At 70.9% G+C, this 16,464-nt stretch carries 17 protein-coding genes; 10 read left to right on the top strand and 7 right to left on the bottom strand.

All coding sequences use genetic code 11. The features are described from left to right. The first annotated feature begins 48 nt into the window (after positions 1-48). Positions 49-654, top strand: a complete 606-nt coding sequence (locus ACFYQ5_RS12960; RefSeq protein ID WP_389196941.1) for a MarC family protein — start codon at positions 49-51, stop codon at positions 652-654. Between the two features lie 110 nt (positions 655-764). On the opposite strand, the gene ACFYQ5_RS12955 is transcribed toward ACFYQ5_RS12960, so the two are convergent. Beyond that, positions 765-917: a hypothetical protein gene (locus ACFYQ5_RS12955; RefSeq protein WP_014154223.1), complete on the bottom strand. Its 153-nt coding sequence runs from the start codon at positions 915-917 to the stop codon at positions 765-767. A 210-nt stretch (positions 918-1,127) separates the two neighbouring features. On the opposite strand from ACFYQ5_RS12955, the gene ACFYQ5_RS12950 reads away from it, so the two are divergent. Beyond that, positions 1,128-2,039, top strand: coding sequence for an NYN domain-containing protein (locus ACFYQ5_RS12950; protein WP_389196940.1), 912 nt, complete (start codon positions 1,128-1,130; stop codon positions 2,037-2,039). A 13-nt stretch (positions 2,040-2,052) separates the two neighbouring features. Here ACFYQ5_RS12950 and ACFYQ5_RS12945 read toward each other — a convergent pair whose 3' ends face one another. Together ACFYQ5_RS12945 and ACFYQ5_RS12940 are read right to left on the bottom strand one after the other, a co-directional pair. Next, entirely contained in the window at positions 2,053-2,913 is an 861-nt protein-coding gene (locus ACFYQ5_RS12945; RefSeq protein WP_389196938.1) for an alpha/beta fold hydrolase, read from the bottom strand. 106 nt (positions 2,914-3,019) lie between these two features. Then, a complete protein-coding gene (locus ACFYQ5_RS12940) occupies positions 3,020-5,047 on the bottom strand; it encodes a DEAD/DEAH box helicase (protein WP_389196937.1) in 2,028 nt (675 codons plus the stop codon). Between the two features lie 450 nt (positions 5,048-5,497). On the opposite strand from ACFYQ5_RS12940, the gene ACFYQ5_RS12935 reads away from it, so the two are divergent. Next, positions 5,498-6,244, top strand: coding sequence for a ferritin-like fold-containing protein (locus ACFYQ5_RS12935; protein WP_389196935.1), 747 nt, complete (start codon positions 5,498-5,500; stop codon positions 6,242-6,244). A gap of 8 nt (positions 6,245-6,252) precedes the next feature. Here the strand turns inward: ACFYQ5_RS12935 and ACFYQ5_RS12930 are convergent, their stop codons facing one another. The 4 genes from ACFYQ5_RS12930 to ACFYQ5_RS12915 form a co-directional block, all read right to left on the bottom strand. Then, positions 6,253-6,525 (bottom strand): hypothetical protein, encoded by a 273-nt coding sequence (locus ACFYQ5_RS12930; RefSeq protein WP_389196934.1) that lies wholly within the window; start codon positions 6,523-6,525, stop codon positions 6,253-6,255. A gap of 197 nt (positions 6,526-6,722) precedes the next feature. After that, positions 6,723-6,950 carry a DUF3107 domain-containing protein gene (locus ACFYQ5_RS12925; protein WP_167526138.1) on the bottom strand — a complete coding sequence of 76 codons (228 nt, stop codon included), beginning with the start codon at positions 6,948-6,950 and terminating at the stop codon, positions 6,723-6,725. Between the two features lie 123 nt (positions 6,951-7,073). After that, on the bottom strand, positions 7,074-7,715 hold the full coding sequence (locus ACFYQ5_RS12920) for a TetR/AcrR family transcriptional regulator (protein WP_073744957.1): 642 nt from the start codon (positions 7,713-7,715) through the stop codon (positions 7,074-7,076). A 167-nt stretch (positions 7,716-7,882) separates the two neighbouring features. Then, positions 7,883-8,098, bottom strand: a complete 216-nt coding sequence (locus ACFYQ5_RS12915) for a hypothetical protein (protein ID WP_389196932.1) — start codon at positions 8,096-8,098, stop codon at positions 7,883-7,885. A gap of 110 nt (positions 8,099-8,208) precedes the next feature. Here ACFYQ5_RS12915 and ACFYQ5_RS12910 point away from each other — a divergent pair, with 110 nt between their 5' ends. The 7 genes from ACFYQ5_RS12910 (at position 8,209) to ACFYQ5_RS12880 (ending at position 16,271) form a co-directional block, all read left to right on the top strand. Continuing rightward, the gene (locus ACFYQ5_RS12910) at positions 8,209-9,174 is read left to right on the top strand and encodes an alpha/beta fold hydrolase (protein ID WP_389196930.1); all 966 of its coding nucleotides are present in this window, start codon (positions 8,209-8,211) and stop codon (positions 9,172-9,174) included. A gap of 8 nt (positions 9,175-9,182) precedes the next feature. Next, positions 9,183-10,511, top strand: a complete 1,329-nt coding sequence (locus ACFYQ5_RS12905) for a DUF3152 domain-containing protein (RefSeq protein ID WP_389196928.1) — start codon at positions 9,183-9,185, stop codon at positions 10,509-10,511. A gap of 89 nt (positions 10,512-10,600) precedes the next feature. Then, entirely contained in the window at positions 10,601-10,696 is a 96-nt protein-coding gene (locus tag ACFYQ5_RS12900) for an Ms4533A family Cys-rich leader peptide (RefSeq protein ID WP_389196926.1), read from the top strand. A 205-nt stretch (positions 10,697-10,901) separates the two neighbouring features. Beyond that, a complete protein-coding gene (locus tag ACFYQ5_RS12895; protein ID WP_389196924.1) occupies positions 10,902-12,638 on the top strand; it encodes an ABC transporter substrate-binding protein in 1,737 nt (578 codons plus the stop codon). Positions 12,639-12,640: 2 nt separating this feature from the next. Further along, positions 12,641-13,648: an ABC transporter permease gene (locus ACFYQ5_RS12890; protein ID WP_389196922.1), complete on the top strand. Its 1,008-nt coding sequence runs from the start codon at positions 12,641-12,643 to the stop codon at positions 13,646-13,648. After that, the gene (locus ACFYQ5_RS12885; protein WP_389196920.1) at positions 13,645-14,634 is read left to right on the top strand and encodes an ABC transporter permease; all 990 of its coding nucleotides are present in this window, start codon (positions 13,645-13,647) and stop codon (positions 14,632-14,634) included. The genes ACFYQ5_RS12890 and ACFYQ5_RS12885 overlap by 4 nt, the downstream gene beginning before the upstream one ends. Continuing rightward, complete coding sequence (locus ACFYQ5_RS12880; RefSeq protein WP_389196918.1) at positions 14,631-16,271, top strand: ABC transporter ATP-binding protein; 1,641 nt, start codon at positions 14,631-14,633, stop codon at positions 16,269-16,271. The genes ACFYQ5_RS12885 and ACFYQ5_RS12880 overlap by 4 nt, the downstream gene beginning before the upstream one ends. The last annotated feature ends 193 nt before the right edge of the window (positions 16,272-16,464 follow it).

Below are 16,464 nucleotides of genomic sequence, written 5' to 3'. Positions count from 1 at the left end.
GTGCGCGTGTCCCCCTGTTCGGCTCGCTCTTCTCTCGCAAGGCTCACCGTGTTCGACATCGCTGTCTTCGGATCCCTCTTTCTCACCCTTTTTGTGATTATGGATCCGCCCGGAATCACCCCGATCTTCCTGGCCCTCACCGCGGGCCGCCCCGCCAAGGTGCAGCGCAGGATGGCCTTCCAGGCCGTCACCGTCGCCTTCGGCGTGATCGCCGTCTTCGGCCTGCTCGGTCAGCAGATCCTCGACTATCTGCACGTCTCCGTACCCGCCCTGATGATCGCGGGCGGGCTCCTCCTGCTGCTCATCGCGCTGGACCTGCTCACCGGCAAGACGGACGAGCCGACCCAGACCAAGGACGTCAACGTCGCCCTGGTGCCGCTGGGTATGCCGCTGCTGGCCGGACCCGGCGCGATCGTCTCGGTGATCCTCGCGGTGCAGGACGCCGACGGCGTCGGCGGGCAGATCTCCGTCTGGTCGGCGATCGTCGCGATGCACCTCGTGCTCTGGCTGGCGATGCGGTACTCGCTGCTGATCATCCGTGTGATCAAGGACGGCGGGGTGGTCCTGGTGACCCGGCTCGCCGGAATGATGCTCTCGGCCATCGCCGTACAGCAGATCATCAACGGCGTCACCCAGGTCATCCAGAACTCCTGAGGCCACGGGCGCGGAAACCACAGCACCCCCGCACAGGCCTTCCGTGCGGGGGTGCTTCGTCTTCAGCTCGTCATGCGCTCGTGTTCAGCGACGCGAAGCAAGGCAAGGTGTCATGAAGCCGAGGTGTCGGCCGGCCGGATGTAGATGCGCTGGCCCATGGCTGCGGCCTGCTGCACGATCCGGTTGACGGAGGCGGCGTCCACGACGGTGCTGTCCACGGCGGTACCGTCGACATCGTCGAGTCGCATGATCTCGAAGCGCATATGGCTTCCCTTCGTCTGATCCTCCTGCTGGAGAACTACTGGGGGGACGGGCTGGCCGTCCGCAAGGATGGGGAGCGCAGGCGTCTGCGTCTCGCGCTCCTCAAAGGGGTACAACGGCTTGCCTACGGCAAACATTCCCTACGCTAAGGAAATTTTTTGGATGTCTAAGTACCCTTCGGTAATCAGCCATGCGCGGACAATGAGGTCCGTATGAATCACGCGGACGCGCGGACGGACGAAGGGCCGGGGATCCACGAGCAGCTGGACCGCACCAACGCGCTGCTCCTGCGCGTACTCGCCGAGGTGTCGAAGACCCCCTCCACCCACGCGATCTTCGTGGACGCGGGATACGTCTACGCGGCAGCCGGGCTGCTCGTCACCGGCACCGAGGACCGCCGTTCCTTCGACCTGGACGCGGAAGGGCTGATCGAGGCCTTCATCGACAAGGCCCGCACGATCTTCGCGGACAGCCGGCTGCTGCGCGTGTACTGGTACGACGGGGCCAGGCGCCGGATCCACACCGTCGAGCAGCAGTCGATCGCCGAACTCCCCGACGTCAAGGTCAGGCTCGGCAACCTCAACGCCAACAACCAGCAGAAGGGCGTCGACTCACTCATCCGCACGGACCTGGAGTCGCTCGCCCGGCACCGCGCCATCAGTGACGCGGCACTGGTCGGCGGTGACGAGGACCTGGTCTCGGCCGTCGAGGCCGCCCAGGGCTACGGCGCCCGCGTCCACCTCTGGGGCATCGAGGCGGGCGAAGGCCGCAACCAGGCCGAGCCGCTGCTCTGGGAGGTCGACAGCCAGCGCACCTTCGACCTCGACTTCTGCCGCCCCTACGTGACCCGGCGCTCCGTCACGATGTACGAGGACGACAGCCCGGCACCCGCGCGCGAGGACGTCCGCTTCGTCGGCGCGCAGATCGCCGCCGGCTGGCTCTCCTCGCGCGGCCGTGACGCCCTCGCCGACCTGCTTCCCGGGCACCCCTATCTGCCGGGCTCGGTCGACCAGGACCTGCTCGTCGAGGCCGAACGGCTCCTCCAGCACTCGTTGCGCGGCCACGCCCCTCTGCGCCGGGCACTGCGCGACGGCTTCTGGCAGCACCTGCAGGCGCAGTACTGACCCGAGGCGGGGGTCAGGGGCGGACGCCGTTCCAGAACGCGACGAGGGCCGCCGCGGTCTCCGCCGGCCGGGCTGTGTTGGGGGAGTGCTCGGCGCCCTCGATCACGGTGCGCCGGGCGCCCAGCCGCTCGGCCATCCGGTCGAGCAGCGGCACCGGCCAGACGTCGTCGCGCTCGCCCGAGACGACGTGCACGGGCAGGGGCAGCGCGGCGAGCTCGGCCACCCGGTCCGGCTCGGACGACAGCTGCGCGCCGGTGGCGATCAGCTGTGCCGGGTCGTGCCGCATCCAGCGGCGGCGCAGGTCCTCGCCGTCGCCCGTGTCCGCGTCCTCGGGCGGGTCCATCGCGCGCATCATCTGCCAGACCTCGGCCATGCTCCAGCGGGTGAGTGCGTCGCTGAGCAGCCGCGCCTTCTTCTGCTGGGCAGGGTCGATCTCGGCGGGTCCGGACGACATCAGGGTCAGTGAACGGAAGGGCGTGGCGTCCAGCAGCACCGCCGCGCGGGCGATCTGGCCGCCCAGCGAGTGTCCGAGCAGATGGATGCCGCCGGACGCCGCGACGCCGTCGACGGCAGCGGCCTGCGCGAGCACGTCATTGGCCAACTCCGCCTGGGAGTAGGGGTCTTGACGGTCCGTCCGCTCAGTCTCGTACTGCCCTCGGCCGTCGACGGACAGCACGCGGAAGCCGGCATCGGCGAGGGGTTCGAGCAGTGCGACGAAGTCCTCCTTGCTGCCGGTGTACCCGGGCAGCAGGAGTGCGGTGGAGTGCGCGCCGGAGGGCGGTGCGGCGTCCAGCACGGCGAAGTCCCCGCGCGCGGTACGCAGTACACGGGCGCGGGCACAGGGGGGCGGGGTGAAGGTGGGCGGCCGGCTCATGGGGCCGAGGGTATCGCCGCAGGTCCGACGGCGCCCAGGCAGCCGTACGGCCCCGGTCCCCGCAGTGCGGGGACCGGGGCCGTACGAAGGTGACCGCAGCCGGGAATCAGCCCTCGGTCGTCTCGGCGGCGGCGGCCGTCGCGCGGGAACGGCGCCTGCGCGGCTTCGCGGGTGCTGCCTCGCCGTCCGTCGCGGCCTCGGTCACCGCGGCGGTCTCCGCCTTCTCCGTGGCTGCGGCGCGCGGCCGACGGCGGCGCGGCTTGGTCTCCGCGGCGTCCTCGGACGTGGCCGTGGTGGCCACCGCCTCGGTCTTCGGCTTGGCGGCGGCACGGGTGCGGCGGCGCGGCTTGTCGCTCACGGGCTCGGAGGCCGGAGCGATCTGGAAGTCGACCTCGTCGGCCGGCTTCACGACCCGGGTGCGGCGGCGCGGCTTGGTGGCCACGGGCTCCGCCACCGGTGCGGCGACGGCCACGGTCTGGAAGTCGACCACGGGCTCGGCGACGGGAGCCGCCGTGACAGCGGGCTTCGTGACAGCGGGCTTCGTGGCCGTGGCACGCGTACGGCGACGGCGCGGCTGCGCCTCCACGGCCGGTTCGGCCTCGGGGACGGACGCGGGCTCGACGACCGGGGCCTCGACCGCCGGCGTCTCGACGACGGGTGTCTCGGCCACGGCCACCGCGGCTTCAGCCGCAACGGCCTCGGACACGACGGCGCGGGTACGGCGCCGGCGGCGCGGGGTGCGCGGCTCGGACGTGTCGTCACCGGCCGTCTCCGCGGCGGGAGCCGGCACGGTGACGGCGCCCTCGTCGGGGGTGCTGCCGCCCCGCGTACGACGACGCTGACGCGGCGTGCGCGGCGGGCGCTCCTCGCGAGGAGCCGGGGCGGAGGCGGCGGGCGCCGACCTGCGGCCACGGCCGCCGGTCTCGCCGAGGTCCTCGAGCTCCTCCGCCCGCAGACCGGCACGGGTCCGCTCGGTGCGCGGCAGGACACCCTTGGTGCCGGCCGGGATGCTGAGCTCCTCGTACAGGTGCGGGGACGTGGAGTACGTCTCGGGCGGGTCCGGGAACTTCAGGTCCAGGGCCTTGTTGATGAGCTGCCAGCGCGGGATGTCGTCCCAGTCGACCAGCGTGATCGCGATGCCCTTGGCGCCCGCGCGGCCGGTACGGCCGATGCGGTGGAGGTACGTCTTCTCGTCCTCCGGCGACTGGTAGTTGATGACATGGGTCACACCCTCGACGTCGATGCCGCGCGCGGCGACATCGGTGCAGACGAGGACGTCCACCTTGCCGTTGCGGAACGCGCGCAGCGCCTGCTCACGGGCTCCCTGGCCGAGGTCTCCGTGGACCGCGCCGGACGCGAAACCGCGCTTCTCCAGCTGCTCCGCGATGTCGGCGGCCGTCCGCTTGGTACGGCAGAAGATCATCGCCAGCCCACGGCCCTCGGCCTGCAGGATGCGGGAGACCATCTCGGGCTTGTCCATGTTGTGCGCGCGGTAGACGTGCTGCGCGGTGTTCTTGACGGTCGTGCCCTCGTCGTCGGGCGACGTGGCGTTGATGTGCGTCGGCTGCGACATGTAGCGGCGCGCGAGGCTGATGACGGCGCCGGGCATGGTGGCCGAGAACAGCATCGTCTGGCGCTTCGGCGGCAGCATGGTGATGATGCGCTCGACGTCGGGCAGGAAGCCCAGGTCGAGCATCTCGTCGGCCTCGTCGAGGACGAGGACACGGATGTGCGAGAGATCGAGCTTGCGCTGGCCCGCCAGGTCGAGCAGCCGTCCCGGGGTGCCGACGACCACGTCGACGCCCTTCTTGAGGGCTTCGACCTGGGGCTCGTAGGCCCGGCCGCCGTAGATCGCGAGAACGCGGACGTTACGCACCTTGCCGGCGGTCAGCAGGTCGTTGGTGACCTGCTGGCACAGCTCACGGGTGGGGACGACGATCAGGGCCTGCGGCGCGTCCGTCAGCTTGTCGGGCGCGGCGCGGCCCGCCTCGACGTCTGCGGGGACGGTCACACGCTCCAGGAGCGGAAGGCCGAAGCCGAGCGTCTTGCCGGTGCCGGTCTTGGCCTGGCCGATGACGTCGGATCCGGAGAGCGCTACGGGGAGCGTCATCTCCTGGATCGGGAAGGGGGACATGATGCCGACCGCCTCGAGGGCTTCGGCCGTCTCGGTAAGGATGCCGAGGTCGCGGAACGTAGTCAGGGTGCTGCCTCTTCTGTGAGACGCGGCCCGAGGCGAACGCTGGGGGTCGTACCGTGCCGGGGTTGGTCATCCGGCCGTGGATGGGCCGGGTGGCGCGGGACCACTGCCGTCGCTCGAGCGCTCGTGCCGCTGAGGGGGCCCCTCATCTGCGGTCGTACGTGGTGTACGCCCCGCGTGGAGGGCTGTCGGGTCGGAGCCGATCGGGCCACCGACCGGGCATCCTCATTCAAGGTCGCGCTCCTGGCACAACAAAATGCTCAGTAAGCGCAATACCACTGTACCCCGGATTCGCGCATGTGTGTCGGGCGAATTCATCGGAACGGTGTGATGTCACCTGCTGACCAGGCCCTTCCGCCCCCGGCGGGGCGGGCTATTCTGCGCTTCATGGAGACGCCTGACAACGCCACTGAAGCATCCGACGAAGCGCCCGCCCCGACCGGAATCGCCGCCCAGGACTGGGGCACCGCCTCGGCCGACCCGCAGTACCGCGCCGCGGTCGTGGATCTGCTCGGCGCGCTCGCCTACGGGGAACTCGCGGCCTTCGAGCGGCTCGCCGAGGATGCCAAACTCGCGCCGACACTCGGCGACAAAGCGGCACTGGCAAAGATGGCGTCCGCCGAATTCCATCATTTCGAGCAGCTGACCGACCGGCTCACGGCCGTCGAGGAGTCGCCGACCGCGGCCATGGAACCGTTCGCGAAGGCGCTGGACGACTTCCACCGCCAGACGGCCCCCTCGGACTGGCTGGAAGGCCTGGTCAAGGCGTACGTCGGCGATTCGATCGCCAGTGACTTCTACCGGGAGATCGCGGCCCGCCTCGACAAGGACACCCGCGCCCTCGTCCTCTCCGTGCTCGACGACACGGGGCACGGGAACTTCGCGGTCGAGAAGGTCCGGGCCGCCATCGAGGCGGAGCCCCGGGTCGGCGGCAGGCTCGCCCTGTGGGCGCGCAGGCTGATGGGCGAGGCCCTCTCGCAGGCGCAGCGGGTGGTCGCTGACCGCGACGCCCTGTCCACGATGCTCGTGGGCGGCGTGGCGGACGGCTTCGACCTGGCCGAGGTCGGCCGGATGTTCTCCCGGATCACCGAGGCGCACACCAAGCGGATGGCCGCGCTCGGTCTCGCCGCCTGACGGGGTCGCTACTGGGCCGTGGCCGATCGCACCGGCCTGCTGCCGCGCGGGCGGATCAGCAGGGACAGGGTCACCGCCGCGACCAGCACGGCGCCGGTGGGCGTCGCCAGGACATGGCCGGAGCCCAGGGTCGAATGCGTCAGATACGCGCCGAACAGGGCGCCCAGTCCACCCGTGACGAACACCACGCGGGAGGCCGGGAGCCGGCCGGGCAGGGAGCGGAGAGCGACCCAGGACAGGGCGATTCCGAGCACGACGGAGCTGATGGGTTCCCAGAGCACAGAGGGGTCACCTCGCTTGATCTGCGCGACGGTCGGTCGGTCGTAGGCGGTCCTACCCGGGGCCCGTGGAATACAACCCTTCTCGGCTCCTGTGAACCCCACCGAGGGAAGAACCCGGAGTGGGTCCGGAGGAGAAAAGGTGGAGGCCCGGCGGACGATTCCGCCGGGCCTCCACCTCTGCTGCCGCGTCGCGCGGGCTACAGCGCCCCGAATCCCACCCGCCGGGTGCTGGGCTCGCCGATCTCCACGTACGCGATCCTGTCGGCCGGCACCAGGACCTTGCGGCCCTTGTCGTCCGTGAGGCTGAGCAGCTGCGCCTTGCCGTTGAGCGCCTCGCCGACCGCGCTCTCGACCTCTTCGGCGGAAAGTCCGCTCTCCAGAACGATCTCGCGGGGCGTGTGCTGTACCCCGATCTTGACCTCCACGGCTATGTCCCTCCGACGGTCCGTCTCTGCGCGGTGAACCGCGCCGTACGCAGCACACATTAGCCCGGTCAAGGGACGGACCACGGGTCGACCGGCAACGCCCGCAGCGAACAGACGCCCGTACTAGTGCTGATCGACGCCGTGCAGGGGGAATCCCGCGATGCCCCGCCAGGCGAGCGACGTGAGCAGCTGTACGGCGGTGTCCCGCGGAATGCCGGAGGGGCTGGACAGCCAGTAGCGCGCCACGACCTGGGAGACGCCGCCGAGGCCGACGGCGAGCAGCATCGATTCGTCCTTGGAGAGGCCCGTGTCACCGGCGATGACGTCGGAGATGGCCTCCGCGCACTGCAGCGAGACCCGGTCGACCCGCTCGCGGACCGCCGGCTCGTTGGTCAGGTCGGACTCGAAGACGAGACGGAAGGCGCCGCCCTCGTCCTCCACGTAGGCGAAGTAGGCGTCCATCGTCGCCTCGACGCGCAGCTTGTTGTCCGTGGTCGAGGCGAGTGCCGTACGGACCGCCTGCAGCAGTGACTCGCAGTGCTGGTCGAGTAGGGCGAGGTAGAGCTCCAGCTTGCCGGGGAAGTGCTGGTACAGCACCGGCTTGCTGACGCCGGCCCGCTCGGCGATGTCGTCCATGGCCGCGGCGTGGTAACCCTGGGCGACGAAGACCTCCTGCGCGGCGCCCAGCAGCTGGTTGCGTCGGGCACGGCGGGGAAGCCGGGTGCCCCGCGGGCGCGCCGCCTCTGTCTGCTCGATGGCTGTCACGCCGCCTCCCAAATTTCGTGGTCGAACACAGTCGTACGTGCACGCTGCGCCGTGGGGCCATCGTACTTTTGGGTAACCCGGGTGTGCGCGGCGCGGACGCAGAATTTCACGGACCGGACGACTGCGGTAGCCACAGGTACGCCGACCCATCCGCAAAGCGGTGCGTTCTACCGGTAATCATCCTCATCCTGGGTGACGACACGGGCCTGCTCCGCCGCATCCGCCTCGTTCGCGGTTTCGCGGTCGATGCCGGTGAGCGGTTCGTCGCGCTCCGGCCGGACGGCGGCCCGCTGTTCGGCGGTGTCGGCTTCGGGGGCCTCCGGGTCCGGTTCGTCCGGCTGCGGATCCTCGAAGGTTTCCGGGTCGCTCGGGTCGACCGTCATGGTGGCTCCCTTCCCTCCCTTGAAGCCTAGGAGCAACCTTCCGGGCGCGCTATGCGGCCTGTGACCGCGAACACACGAACCACCGCGTGATCGTCTCGTAACATTGGCGCATGTCTTCGACCGAGCTGCCCGGTATCCACGTCGCCGCTGCCGCGGTGGCACCCACGGTCGGTGCCGTCCGGGTCGCGGAGGGGGAGGAGCTCCGCTCCGTCGCCCTGCCCGGGCTCTCGCTGACCGTCCGCTCCCGCCCGGCGGAGGAGACTTCATCCGCTCCCGCCCTCTTCGTGCACGGCCTGGGCGGGTCCTCCCAGAACTGGTCGGCCCTGATGGCGCTGCTGGCGGAGCCGCTCGACAGCGAGGCGGTCGATCTGCCCGGCTTCGGGGACTCCCCGCCGCCGGACGACGGCAACTACTCCGTCACCGGACACGCGCGGGCGGTGATCCGGCTGCTGGACGCGGGCGGGCGTGGGCCCGTTCACCTTTTCGGTAACTCTTTGGGTGGCGCGGTTGCCACCCGGGTCGCGGCGGTCCGGCCCGACCTGGTGCGCACTCTGACGCTGATCTCCCCTGCCCTGCCCGAGATCCGGGTCCAGCGGCCCGCCGTGCCGACCGCCCTGCTCGCACTCCCGGGCGTCGCATCCCTGTTCGTCCGGCTCACCCGGGACTGGACCGCGGAACAGCGAACCCGTGGCGCCATGGCACTCTGTTACGGCGATCCGGCACGGATCTCCGACGAAGCCTTCCGCCACGCGGTGGCCGAGATGGAGCGCCGGCTGGAACTGCCGTACTTCTGGGACGCCATGACGCGCTCGGCACGGGGCATCGTCGACGCCTACACGCTGGGAGGGCAGCACGGGCTGTGGCGCCAGGCCGAGAGGGTGCTCGCACCGACCCTGCTGGTGTACGGCGGACGGGACCAGCTGGTCTCCTACCGGATGGCACGCAGGGCGTCCGCGGCCTTCCGCGACTCGCGCCTGCTGACACTGCCCGACGCAGGGCACGTGGCGATGATGGAGTATCCGGAGGCGGTCGCCCAGGCCTTCCGGGAACTGCTCGACGAACGCGGCGGGAGCTGATCCGGGGCGTGGGACGACACAGTCGAAAGGGCCCCGAGGCCACCCGGCGTGAAACCGGAACCTCCGCCGGTGCCGAGCGCGGCACCGGCCGGCGCGGGCGCGACCCCGCCACACCTCCGCCGCGGGACGGCCACGGCCCGTTCCGCGACGCTCCGCAGGTGCGCGGCGGACACCCCGAACAGCGGGAGCCGGGCGGCGGCTGGGGAACCGCGCCGCAGCCGCAGTTCGACCCCCGGCAGGATCCGGCGGCGCCGGGCGGCCAGGACGTCTTCCTCGCCAGGCAGGCCGCCATGGCGCGGCAGCAGGCCGCGCAGCAGGCCGCCGGGAGGCGCACGGCCGGGCCGCAGACCGGCAGTTCCGCGCTGATACCGGGCCCGCGCAGGGAGTTCCTGGAGGCGTTCGACACCACGCCTTCGCGTCCCGCACCGCCGGTTCCGTCCGAGGGCACGTCCCGGATCCCCACAGGGCCCGGCGGGCCCGGCGGACCTGATGGCGTCGATGACGGCGCGGACGGCCGGGGGGCGAAGGGCGGCAAGGGCCGTACGTTCACGGGGATCGCGGCTGCCGCCGTGACCACGGTGCTCGCGGTCGTGGTGGCCGGGCAGGTGGCGCAGGACCCCGGGAGCGTGGCGGACGGAACGCAGACGGCGGGTGCCGACCGGCAGGACTCCGCGGAGGCATCCGGCGCGGTGGACCAGCCGGCCCCCGAGGTGCACCGGCAGGAGGCCGAGCCCCTGACGTACGCGCAGAAGATGGCCACCGCCTTTCCGCTGGCGCCGGACCTGAAGGCGTCCGGGGCGTTCGAGGCGGTGGCGGGGCTGGCGAAGGCTCCGGGCAAGGGGACCAAGTACCGGTACAGGATCGACGTCGAGAAGGGCCTGGGTCTGGATGCCGGGCTGTTCGCCGACGCCGTGCAGAGGACGCTCAACGACGACCGCAGCTGGGCGCACAACGGCGCCATGACCTTCGAGCGGATCTCCTCCGGGGAACCCAGTTTCGTGATCACCCTCGCGAGTCCGGGCACCACGGCGGACTGGTGCGAGAAGTCGGGTCTGGACACCACCGAGGACAACGTCTCCTGCGACTCCGCCGCCACCGACCGCGTGATGATCAACGCCTACCGATGGGCACAGGGGGCCTCGACCTTCGGACCGGACAAGCTCCTGGCCTACCGTCAGATGCTGATCAACCACGAGGTCGGCCACCGGCTGGGGCACAACCATGTGAGCTGCCGCACCCCCGGCACCCTGGCGCCCGTGATGCAGCAGCAGACGAAGACCCTGGATCTGGACGGCATCAAGTGCCTCCCCAACCCCTGGGTGTATCCGGGAAGTTGAGCCGCCCGGATAGGCTGGTGTCCGCATGATGGGACAGGTGTCTCATCACGCGTTGACATCAGGCCACGGGGTCGTCCATATTTCTCCGCATGTCACGCAGCCCCGCATTCTCCGAGCGCGCCGCCCTTGAGCTGGCGCTCCTCGGCGTGGCCGGGCACTGCGTAGCCGACATTCTCTGTAGCTGACGCCTGCCCGAGCGCGCGTCGGCCCCGTGGTGAGCCCCTTCCAGGCTCCTGCCGTCCTTCATGAATGCCGCGCCCGGGCGTATTCCGTCCGCAGGCGCGGCATGTCGTCATCCGGTCCCCTTCCGCTCACGGAAACGGGTCTCGCTGTGCCTGCACGGGCGTTTCCGCTCCTCCCCGCCGCAGTACACCGAGAGGTCATCTTCCGATGAGTCAGCCGTCCCTCATATCGCGCCGTGTGGCAACCACAGCCGCCGTCAGCCTCGCCCTGGTCGCGGGTCTGGCGGCCTGCGCAGGGCCCCAGAACAACGACGACGCGGGGAGCGGTGACGGCTCCGGCCCCGGGGGCAAGCCGCAGAAGGGCGGCACCCTCACGGTCCTCAACAGCAATCCGCAGGAGGACTTCGACCCGGCACGGCTCTACACCTCCGGCGGGGGCAACGTGCCCTCCCTGGTCTTCCGTACGCTCACCACCCGCAACCGCGAGAACGGTGCGGCGGGTGCCGAGGTCGTCCCCGACCTGGCCACCGACCTGGGTACGCCCAGCAAGAACGCCACCGTCTGGACGTACACCCTCAAGGACGGGCTGAAGTACGAGGACGGCACCGCGATCACCAGCGCGGACATCAAGTACGGCATCGAGCGGTCCTTCGCCGCCGAACTCTCCGGCGGCGCGCCCTACCTGCGCGACTGGCTGATCGGCGGGGCCGACTACCAGGGCCCGTACAAGGACAAGAAGGGCCTCGACTCGATCGAGGTGCCGGACGGGAAGACCATCGTCTTCCATCTGAACAAGCCCGAGGGCGAGTTCCCGTTCCTCGCCACCCAGACCCAGACGACCCCGGTTCCGCAGGCCAAGGACACGGGCACCAAGTACGAGGAGCACCCCGTCTCCTCGGGGCCGTACAAGGTCGTCTCCAACGAGAACGACGGTGAGCGGCTCGTCCTGGAGCGCAACCCCCACTGGTCGGCGGCCACCGACGAGGAGCGCAAGGCCTACCCGGACAAGATCGACGTACGCTCCGGCCTCGACTCCGCCGTCATCAACCAGCGGCTCTCCGCCTCGCAGGGCGCCGACGCCGCCGCCGTCACCACCGACACCAACCTCGGGCCGGCCGAACTCGCCAAGGTCTCCGGCGACAAGAAGCTCGCCGCCCGCGTCGGGACCGGCCACTTCGGCTACACGAACTACATCGCCTTCAACCCGAAGGTGAAGCCGTTCGACGACCCGAAGGTGCGCCAGGCGATCGCCTACGCCGTCGACCGTTCCTCCGTGATCAACGCGGCCGGCGGCTCCTCGCTCGCCGAGCCCGCCACCACCTATCTGCCGAACCAGAAGTCCTTCGGCCACACCCCGTACGACCACTTCCCGGCGGGCGAGACCGGCAACGCCGCGAAGGCCAAGGAACTGCTGAAGGAGGCCGGTCACCCCAAGGGCCTGACCGTCACCCTCACGCACTCCAACGACAAGGACTTCGAGACCAGCCCGGAGATCGCCACGGCGCTCCAGGCCGCGCTGAAGAAGGCCGGCATCACCGTCGAGCTCAAGGGCCTGGAGAGCAACGACTACTCCGACACCATCCACAGCGCCTCCAAGGAGCCGGGCTTCTTCCTCGCCCACTGGGGTGCCGACTGGCCCTCCGGCGGCCCGTTCCTCGCGCCGATCTTCGACGGCCGCCAGATCGTGAAGGACGGAGCCAACTTCAACACCGGCTTCCTGAACGACGCGTCGGTCAACAAGGAGATCGACGAGATCAACAAGCTCACCGACCTGGACGCCGCCGCCCAGCGCTGGGGCGCGCTCGACAAGAAGATCGGCGAGCGGGCGCTGACCGTGCCGCTCTTCCACCCGGTCTACAAGCGGCTCTTCGGCCAGGACGTCAAGAACGTGGTCATCAGTGACTGGACCGGTGTTCTCGACATCTCGCAGACCGCGGTCAAGTAACCATGTCGGAAGCACTTCTGGTCCAGGAGGCGGGAGCGGCGCCGGTCGCCGCCCCCGCCTCCGGGGCCCGGCAGTTCTGGCGGCGGCTGCGCGCACAGCGCGCGGCCACCGCCGCGGCGGCCGTGGTCCTCCTGCTCTTCCTGACCGCGCTCGCCGCGCCGCTGCTCGCCGCGCTCGCGGGCCAGGACCCCGACACCTACCACCCCGCCCTCGTCGACTCGGCGGCCGGCGGGGTGCCCATCGGCTCCTTCGGCGGCATCAGCGCGGACCACTGGTTCGGCGTCGAACCGCAGACCGGCCGCGACCTCTTCGCCCGCGTCGTGTACGGGGCCCGGGTCTCGCTCGGCGTGGCCGTCGCGGCCACCGTCCTCCAGGTCACCATCGGTGTGATCGTGGGGCTGGCGGCGGCCCTCGGCAACCGCTGGGTCGACCAGGTCCTCAGCCGGATCACCGACATCAACGTCGCCCTGCCGCTCATGGTCATCGCCCTGGGCCTGCTCGCGATCGTGCCGGCGTCCTTCCCCCGGCCCGTCCTGATCGCGCTGGTCATCGGCGGCATCAACTGGGCGGGCACGTCGAAGATCGTGCGGGCCCAGGCACTCGCCCTGAAGTCCCTCGACTTCGTCTCCGCGGCCCGGCTCAGCGGACGCGGGCGGTGGAGCATCGCCCGGCGCGAACTGCTGCCCTCGCTCGCCGCGCCCGTCATCACGTACGCCGCGCTGCTCTTCCCCGTCAACATCACCGTCGAGGCGGCCCTGTCCTTCCTCGGCGTCGGCATCAAACCGCCCACACCGTCCTGGGGACAGATGCTCACCGAGGCCGACACCTGGTACCAGTCGGCCCCCACCTATCTCCTGCTGCCCGCAGGCCTGCTCTTCGCCACCGTGCTCGCCCTGACCGTCCTCGGCGAGGGCGTCCGTACGGCACTGGACCCACGGGCCGCCTCCCGGCTGCGGATCGGCACCGGACGCAAGGAGCGCGAGGAACGTACGAAGGAGCAGGCGTCGTGACCGGATTTCTGCTGCGGCGGCTCGGCGGCGCCGTCTTCGTGCTCCTCTCCCTGACCGTCGTCCTGTACGCGGTCTTCTACGTCGCCCCCGGTGACGTCGCCCAGATCGCCTGCGGGCCGCGCTGCTCACCCGCCCAGGTCGCCCAGGTGACCGAGCAGCTCAGGCTCGACGACCCCGTGTACACGCAGTACTGGCACTTCCTCCAGGGCATCGTCGCCGGACGGGACTTCTCCACCGGAACGGGCGTGGAGCACTGCTCCGCACCCTGCCTCGGGGTCTCGTACCAGAGCGATCAGCAGGTCATGCGGCTGATCCTGACCAAGCTGCCGGTCACCGGCTCGCTCGTCATCGGCGCCTTCGCCCTCTGGATCCTGCTCGGCGTCGGCACGGGAGTGCTGTCCGCCTGGCGGCGGGGCACAATCACCGAGCGGGTCCTGACCTGGCTGACCCTGGCCGGGACGGCGACGCCGGTCTTCATCATCGGACTGCTGCTCATCATCATCTTCTGCTCCACGCTGCAGTGGCTGCCGTCGCCGGCCTATGTGCCCTTCACCGAGAACCCCGAGCAGTGGGCCTGGGGGCTCCTGCTTCCCTGGGTGTCGCTGGCACTCATCGAGTCCGCCAAGTACGCGCGGCTGACCCGGAGTTCCATGCTGGAGACGCTCGCCGAGGACCATGTACGCACCTTCCGTGCCTATGGCGTCAGCGAGCGCGCCGTCATCGGGCGGCACGCGCTGCGAGGTGCGCTCGCCCCCGTGATCGCGCTCAGCGCGCTCGACTTCGGCAGCATGTTCGGCGGCGCGGTCCTGACCGAGTCGCTCTTCGGGATCCCGGGCATCGGGCGCGAACTGGTCCACGCCGTCAAGGTCGTCGACCTGCCCGTGGTCGTCGGCATGGTGCTGGTGACCGGCTTCTTCGTGGTGCTCGCCAATGCCGTCGCGGACATGCTGTACGCGCTGGCCGACCGACGGGTGGTCCTGTCATGACAACACCGCTGGTCCAGGTCGAGGACCTCACCGTCGACTTCGGTACCGTCCGCGCCGTGGACGGGCTCTCCTTCACCCTGGAGGCGGGCGCCGCCCTCGGCGTCGTCGGCGAATCCGGCTCCGGCAAGAGCGCGACCGCCTCCGCGCTGCTCGGGCTGCACCGGGGGACGGGGGCCCGGGTCACCGGGACCGTCCGGGTCGACGGTACGGACGTCGGCGCGGCGGACGAGGCGCAACTGCGCGCGCTACGGGGCGCGAAGGCCGCGATGGTCTTCCAGGACCCGCTCTCCTCGCTCGACCCGTACTACGCGGTCGGCGACCAGATCGCCGAGGTGTACCGGGTGCACAACTCCGTCTCCCGGCGGGCGGCACGGGCCCGGGCCGTCGAGGTCCTGGACCGGGTCGGAATCCCGGACGCGGCCCGCCGCGCCAGGTCCAGGCCCCACGAGTTCTCCGGAGGGATGCGGCAGCGGGCCCTCATCGCGATGGCCCTGGCCTGCGAACCCCGGCTGATCGTCGCGGACGAGCCGACCACCGCCCTCGACGTCACCGTGCAGGCCCAGATCCTGGACCTGCTGCACGACCTGCGCCGCGAGACGGGCACGGGGCTGCTGCTGGTCACCCACGACGTGGGCGTCGCCGCGGAGAGCGTGGACGACATCCTGGTGATGCGGCACGGCCGTGCGGTGGAGCGCGGTCCGGCCGCCGAGGTGCTGGGCGCGCCCCGGCAGCCGTACACCCGGGAGCTCCTGGCGTCGGTGCCCCGGATCGACGGGAAGCGGGTCGGTGTCCCCGGCCCGAGGACCGCGGCCGAGGACGCCGGACCGCTACTCGAAGCCGTCGGCCTCCGGCGTGAGTTCGGCAGGGGTGCGGGCCGTGTCACCGCTGTGGACGGCGTCTCGCTCACCGTCCACGCCGGCGAGACCCTCGGCATCGTGGGGGAGAGCGGCAGCGGCAAGACGACGCTCGGGCGCATGCTCGTGCGGCTGACCGATCCGACGTCGGGCCGGATCCGGTACGCGGGCAAGGAGATCGGCTCGCTGCCGGAGAAAGATCTCCGTCCGTTCCGCCGTGAGCTCCAGATGGTCTTCCAGGACCCCGTCGCCTCACTCAACCCGCGGCGATCGATCGGCGAGTCCGTGGCCGATCCGCTCCGCGCCGCGGGGGAGACCGACGAGACCCGGATCAGGGACCGCGTACGCGAACTGCTGGAGAGGGTCGGTCTCGACGCCGGCCGGTACGGCCGCTATCCGCACGAATTCAGCGGTGGGCAGCGCCAGCGGATCGGCATCGCGCGCGTGCTCGCGGCGGAGCCGAAGCTGATCGTGTGCGACGAGCCCGTCTCCGCGCTCGACGTCACCACCCAGGCCCAGGTGATCGCACTCCTCGCGGAGCTCCAGCACGAGCTCGGCATCGGACTCGTCTTCATCGCCCACGACCTGGCGGTCGTACGGCAGGTCAGCGACCGTGTGGCGGTGATGCGGCAGGGCAGGATCGTCGAACAGGGCGTCGTCGACGAGGTCTACGGATCACCGCAGGACCCGTACACGAAACAGCTCCTGGCAGCGGTTCCCGCACTCGACCCGGCACATGCCGCGGCACGCCGTGCACTCCGCTCGGAGTTGGCCGCAGCCTGACCCTGCGTCACCGAACTCCCGCTTATCGCAACGGAACGCGACTGGGGCGGGAAAGTTACGCCGGTTCACCCCTTTCGGTGGTGGGGCGGGCCCCCCGCCCGCGCCCCACCACTCGGTGCGCGAACGGTCGGCCCCCCGCGCGGGGGCGGGCCACCGCGGCGGCCCACACGCGCGGTGGGGGGGGGGGGCGGGG

Origin of the sequence: Streptomyces sp. NPDC005794 (assembly GCF_042871445.1) — a bacterium.
In the GTDB taxonomy this organism is placed as follows: domain Bacteria; phylum Actinomycetota; class Actinomycetes; order Streptomycetales; family Streptomycetaceae; genus Streptomyces.
This window is presented reverse-complemented; position numbering and strand designations above follow the sequence as displayed.

What these genes read in the sequence shown, in the direction of transcription:
- ACFYQ5_RS12940 (WP_389196937.1), bottom strand. Translation starts at nt 5,047, where the DNA reads ATGTCCCCCTTCCCGATCCAGGAGATGACGCTCCCCGTAGCGCTCTCC.
- ACFYQ5_RS12955 (WP_014154223.1), bottom strand. Translation starts at nt 917, where the DNA reads ATGCGCTTCGAGATCATGCGACTCGACGATGTCGACGGTACCGCCGTG.
- ACFYQ5_RS12890 (WP_389196922.1), top strand. Translation starts at nt 12,641, where the DNA reads ATGTCGGAAGCACTTCTGGTCCAGGAGGCGGGAGCGGCGCCGGTCGCC.
- ACFYQ5_RS12935 (WP_389196935.1), top strand. Translation starts at nt 5,498, where the DNA reads ATGGAGACGCCTGACAACGCCACTGAAGCATCCGACGAAGCGCCCGCC.
- ACFYQ5_RS12910 (WP_389196930.1), top strand. Translation starts at nt 8,209, where the DNA reads ATGTCTTCGACCGAGCTGCCCGGTATCCACGTCGCCGCTGCCGCGGTG.
- ACFYQ5_RS12950 (WP_389196940.1), top strand. Translation starts at nt 1,128, where the DNA reads ATGAATCACGCGGACGCGCGGACGGACGAAGGGCCGGGGATCCACGAG.
- ACFYQ5_RS12915 (WP_389196932.1), bottom strand. Translation starts at nt 8,098, where the DNA reads ATGACGGTCGACCCGAGCGACCCGGAAACCTTCGAGGATCCGCAGCCG.
- ACFYQ5_RS12880 (WP_389196918.1), top strand. Translation starts at nt 14,631, where the DNA reads ATGACAACACCGCTGGTCCAGGTCGAGGACCTCACCGTCGACTTCGGT.
- ACFYQ5_RS12945 (WP_389196938.1), bottom strand. Translation starts at nt 2,913, where the DNA reads ATGAGCCGGCCGCCCACCTTCACCCCGCCCCCCTGTGCCCGCGCCCGT.
- ACFYQ5_RS12895 (WP_389196924.1), top strand. Translation starts at nt 10,902, where the DNA reads ATGAGTCAGCCGTCCCTCATATCGCGCCGTGTGGCAACCACAGCCGCC.
- ACFYQ5_RS12900 (WP_389196926.1), top strand. Translation starts at nt 10,601, where the DNA reads ATGTCACGCAGCCCCGCATTCTCCGAGCGCGCCGCCCTTGAGCTGGCG.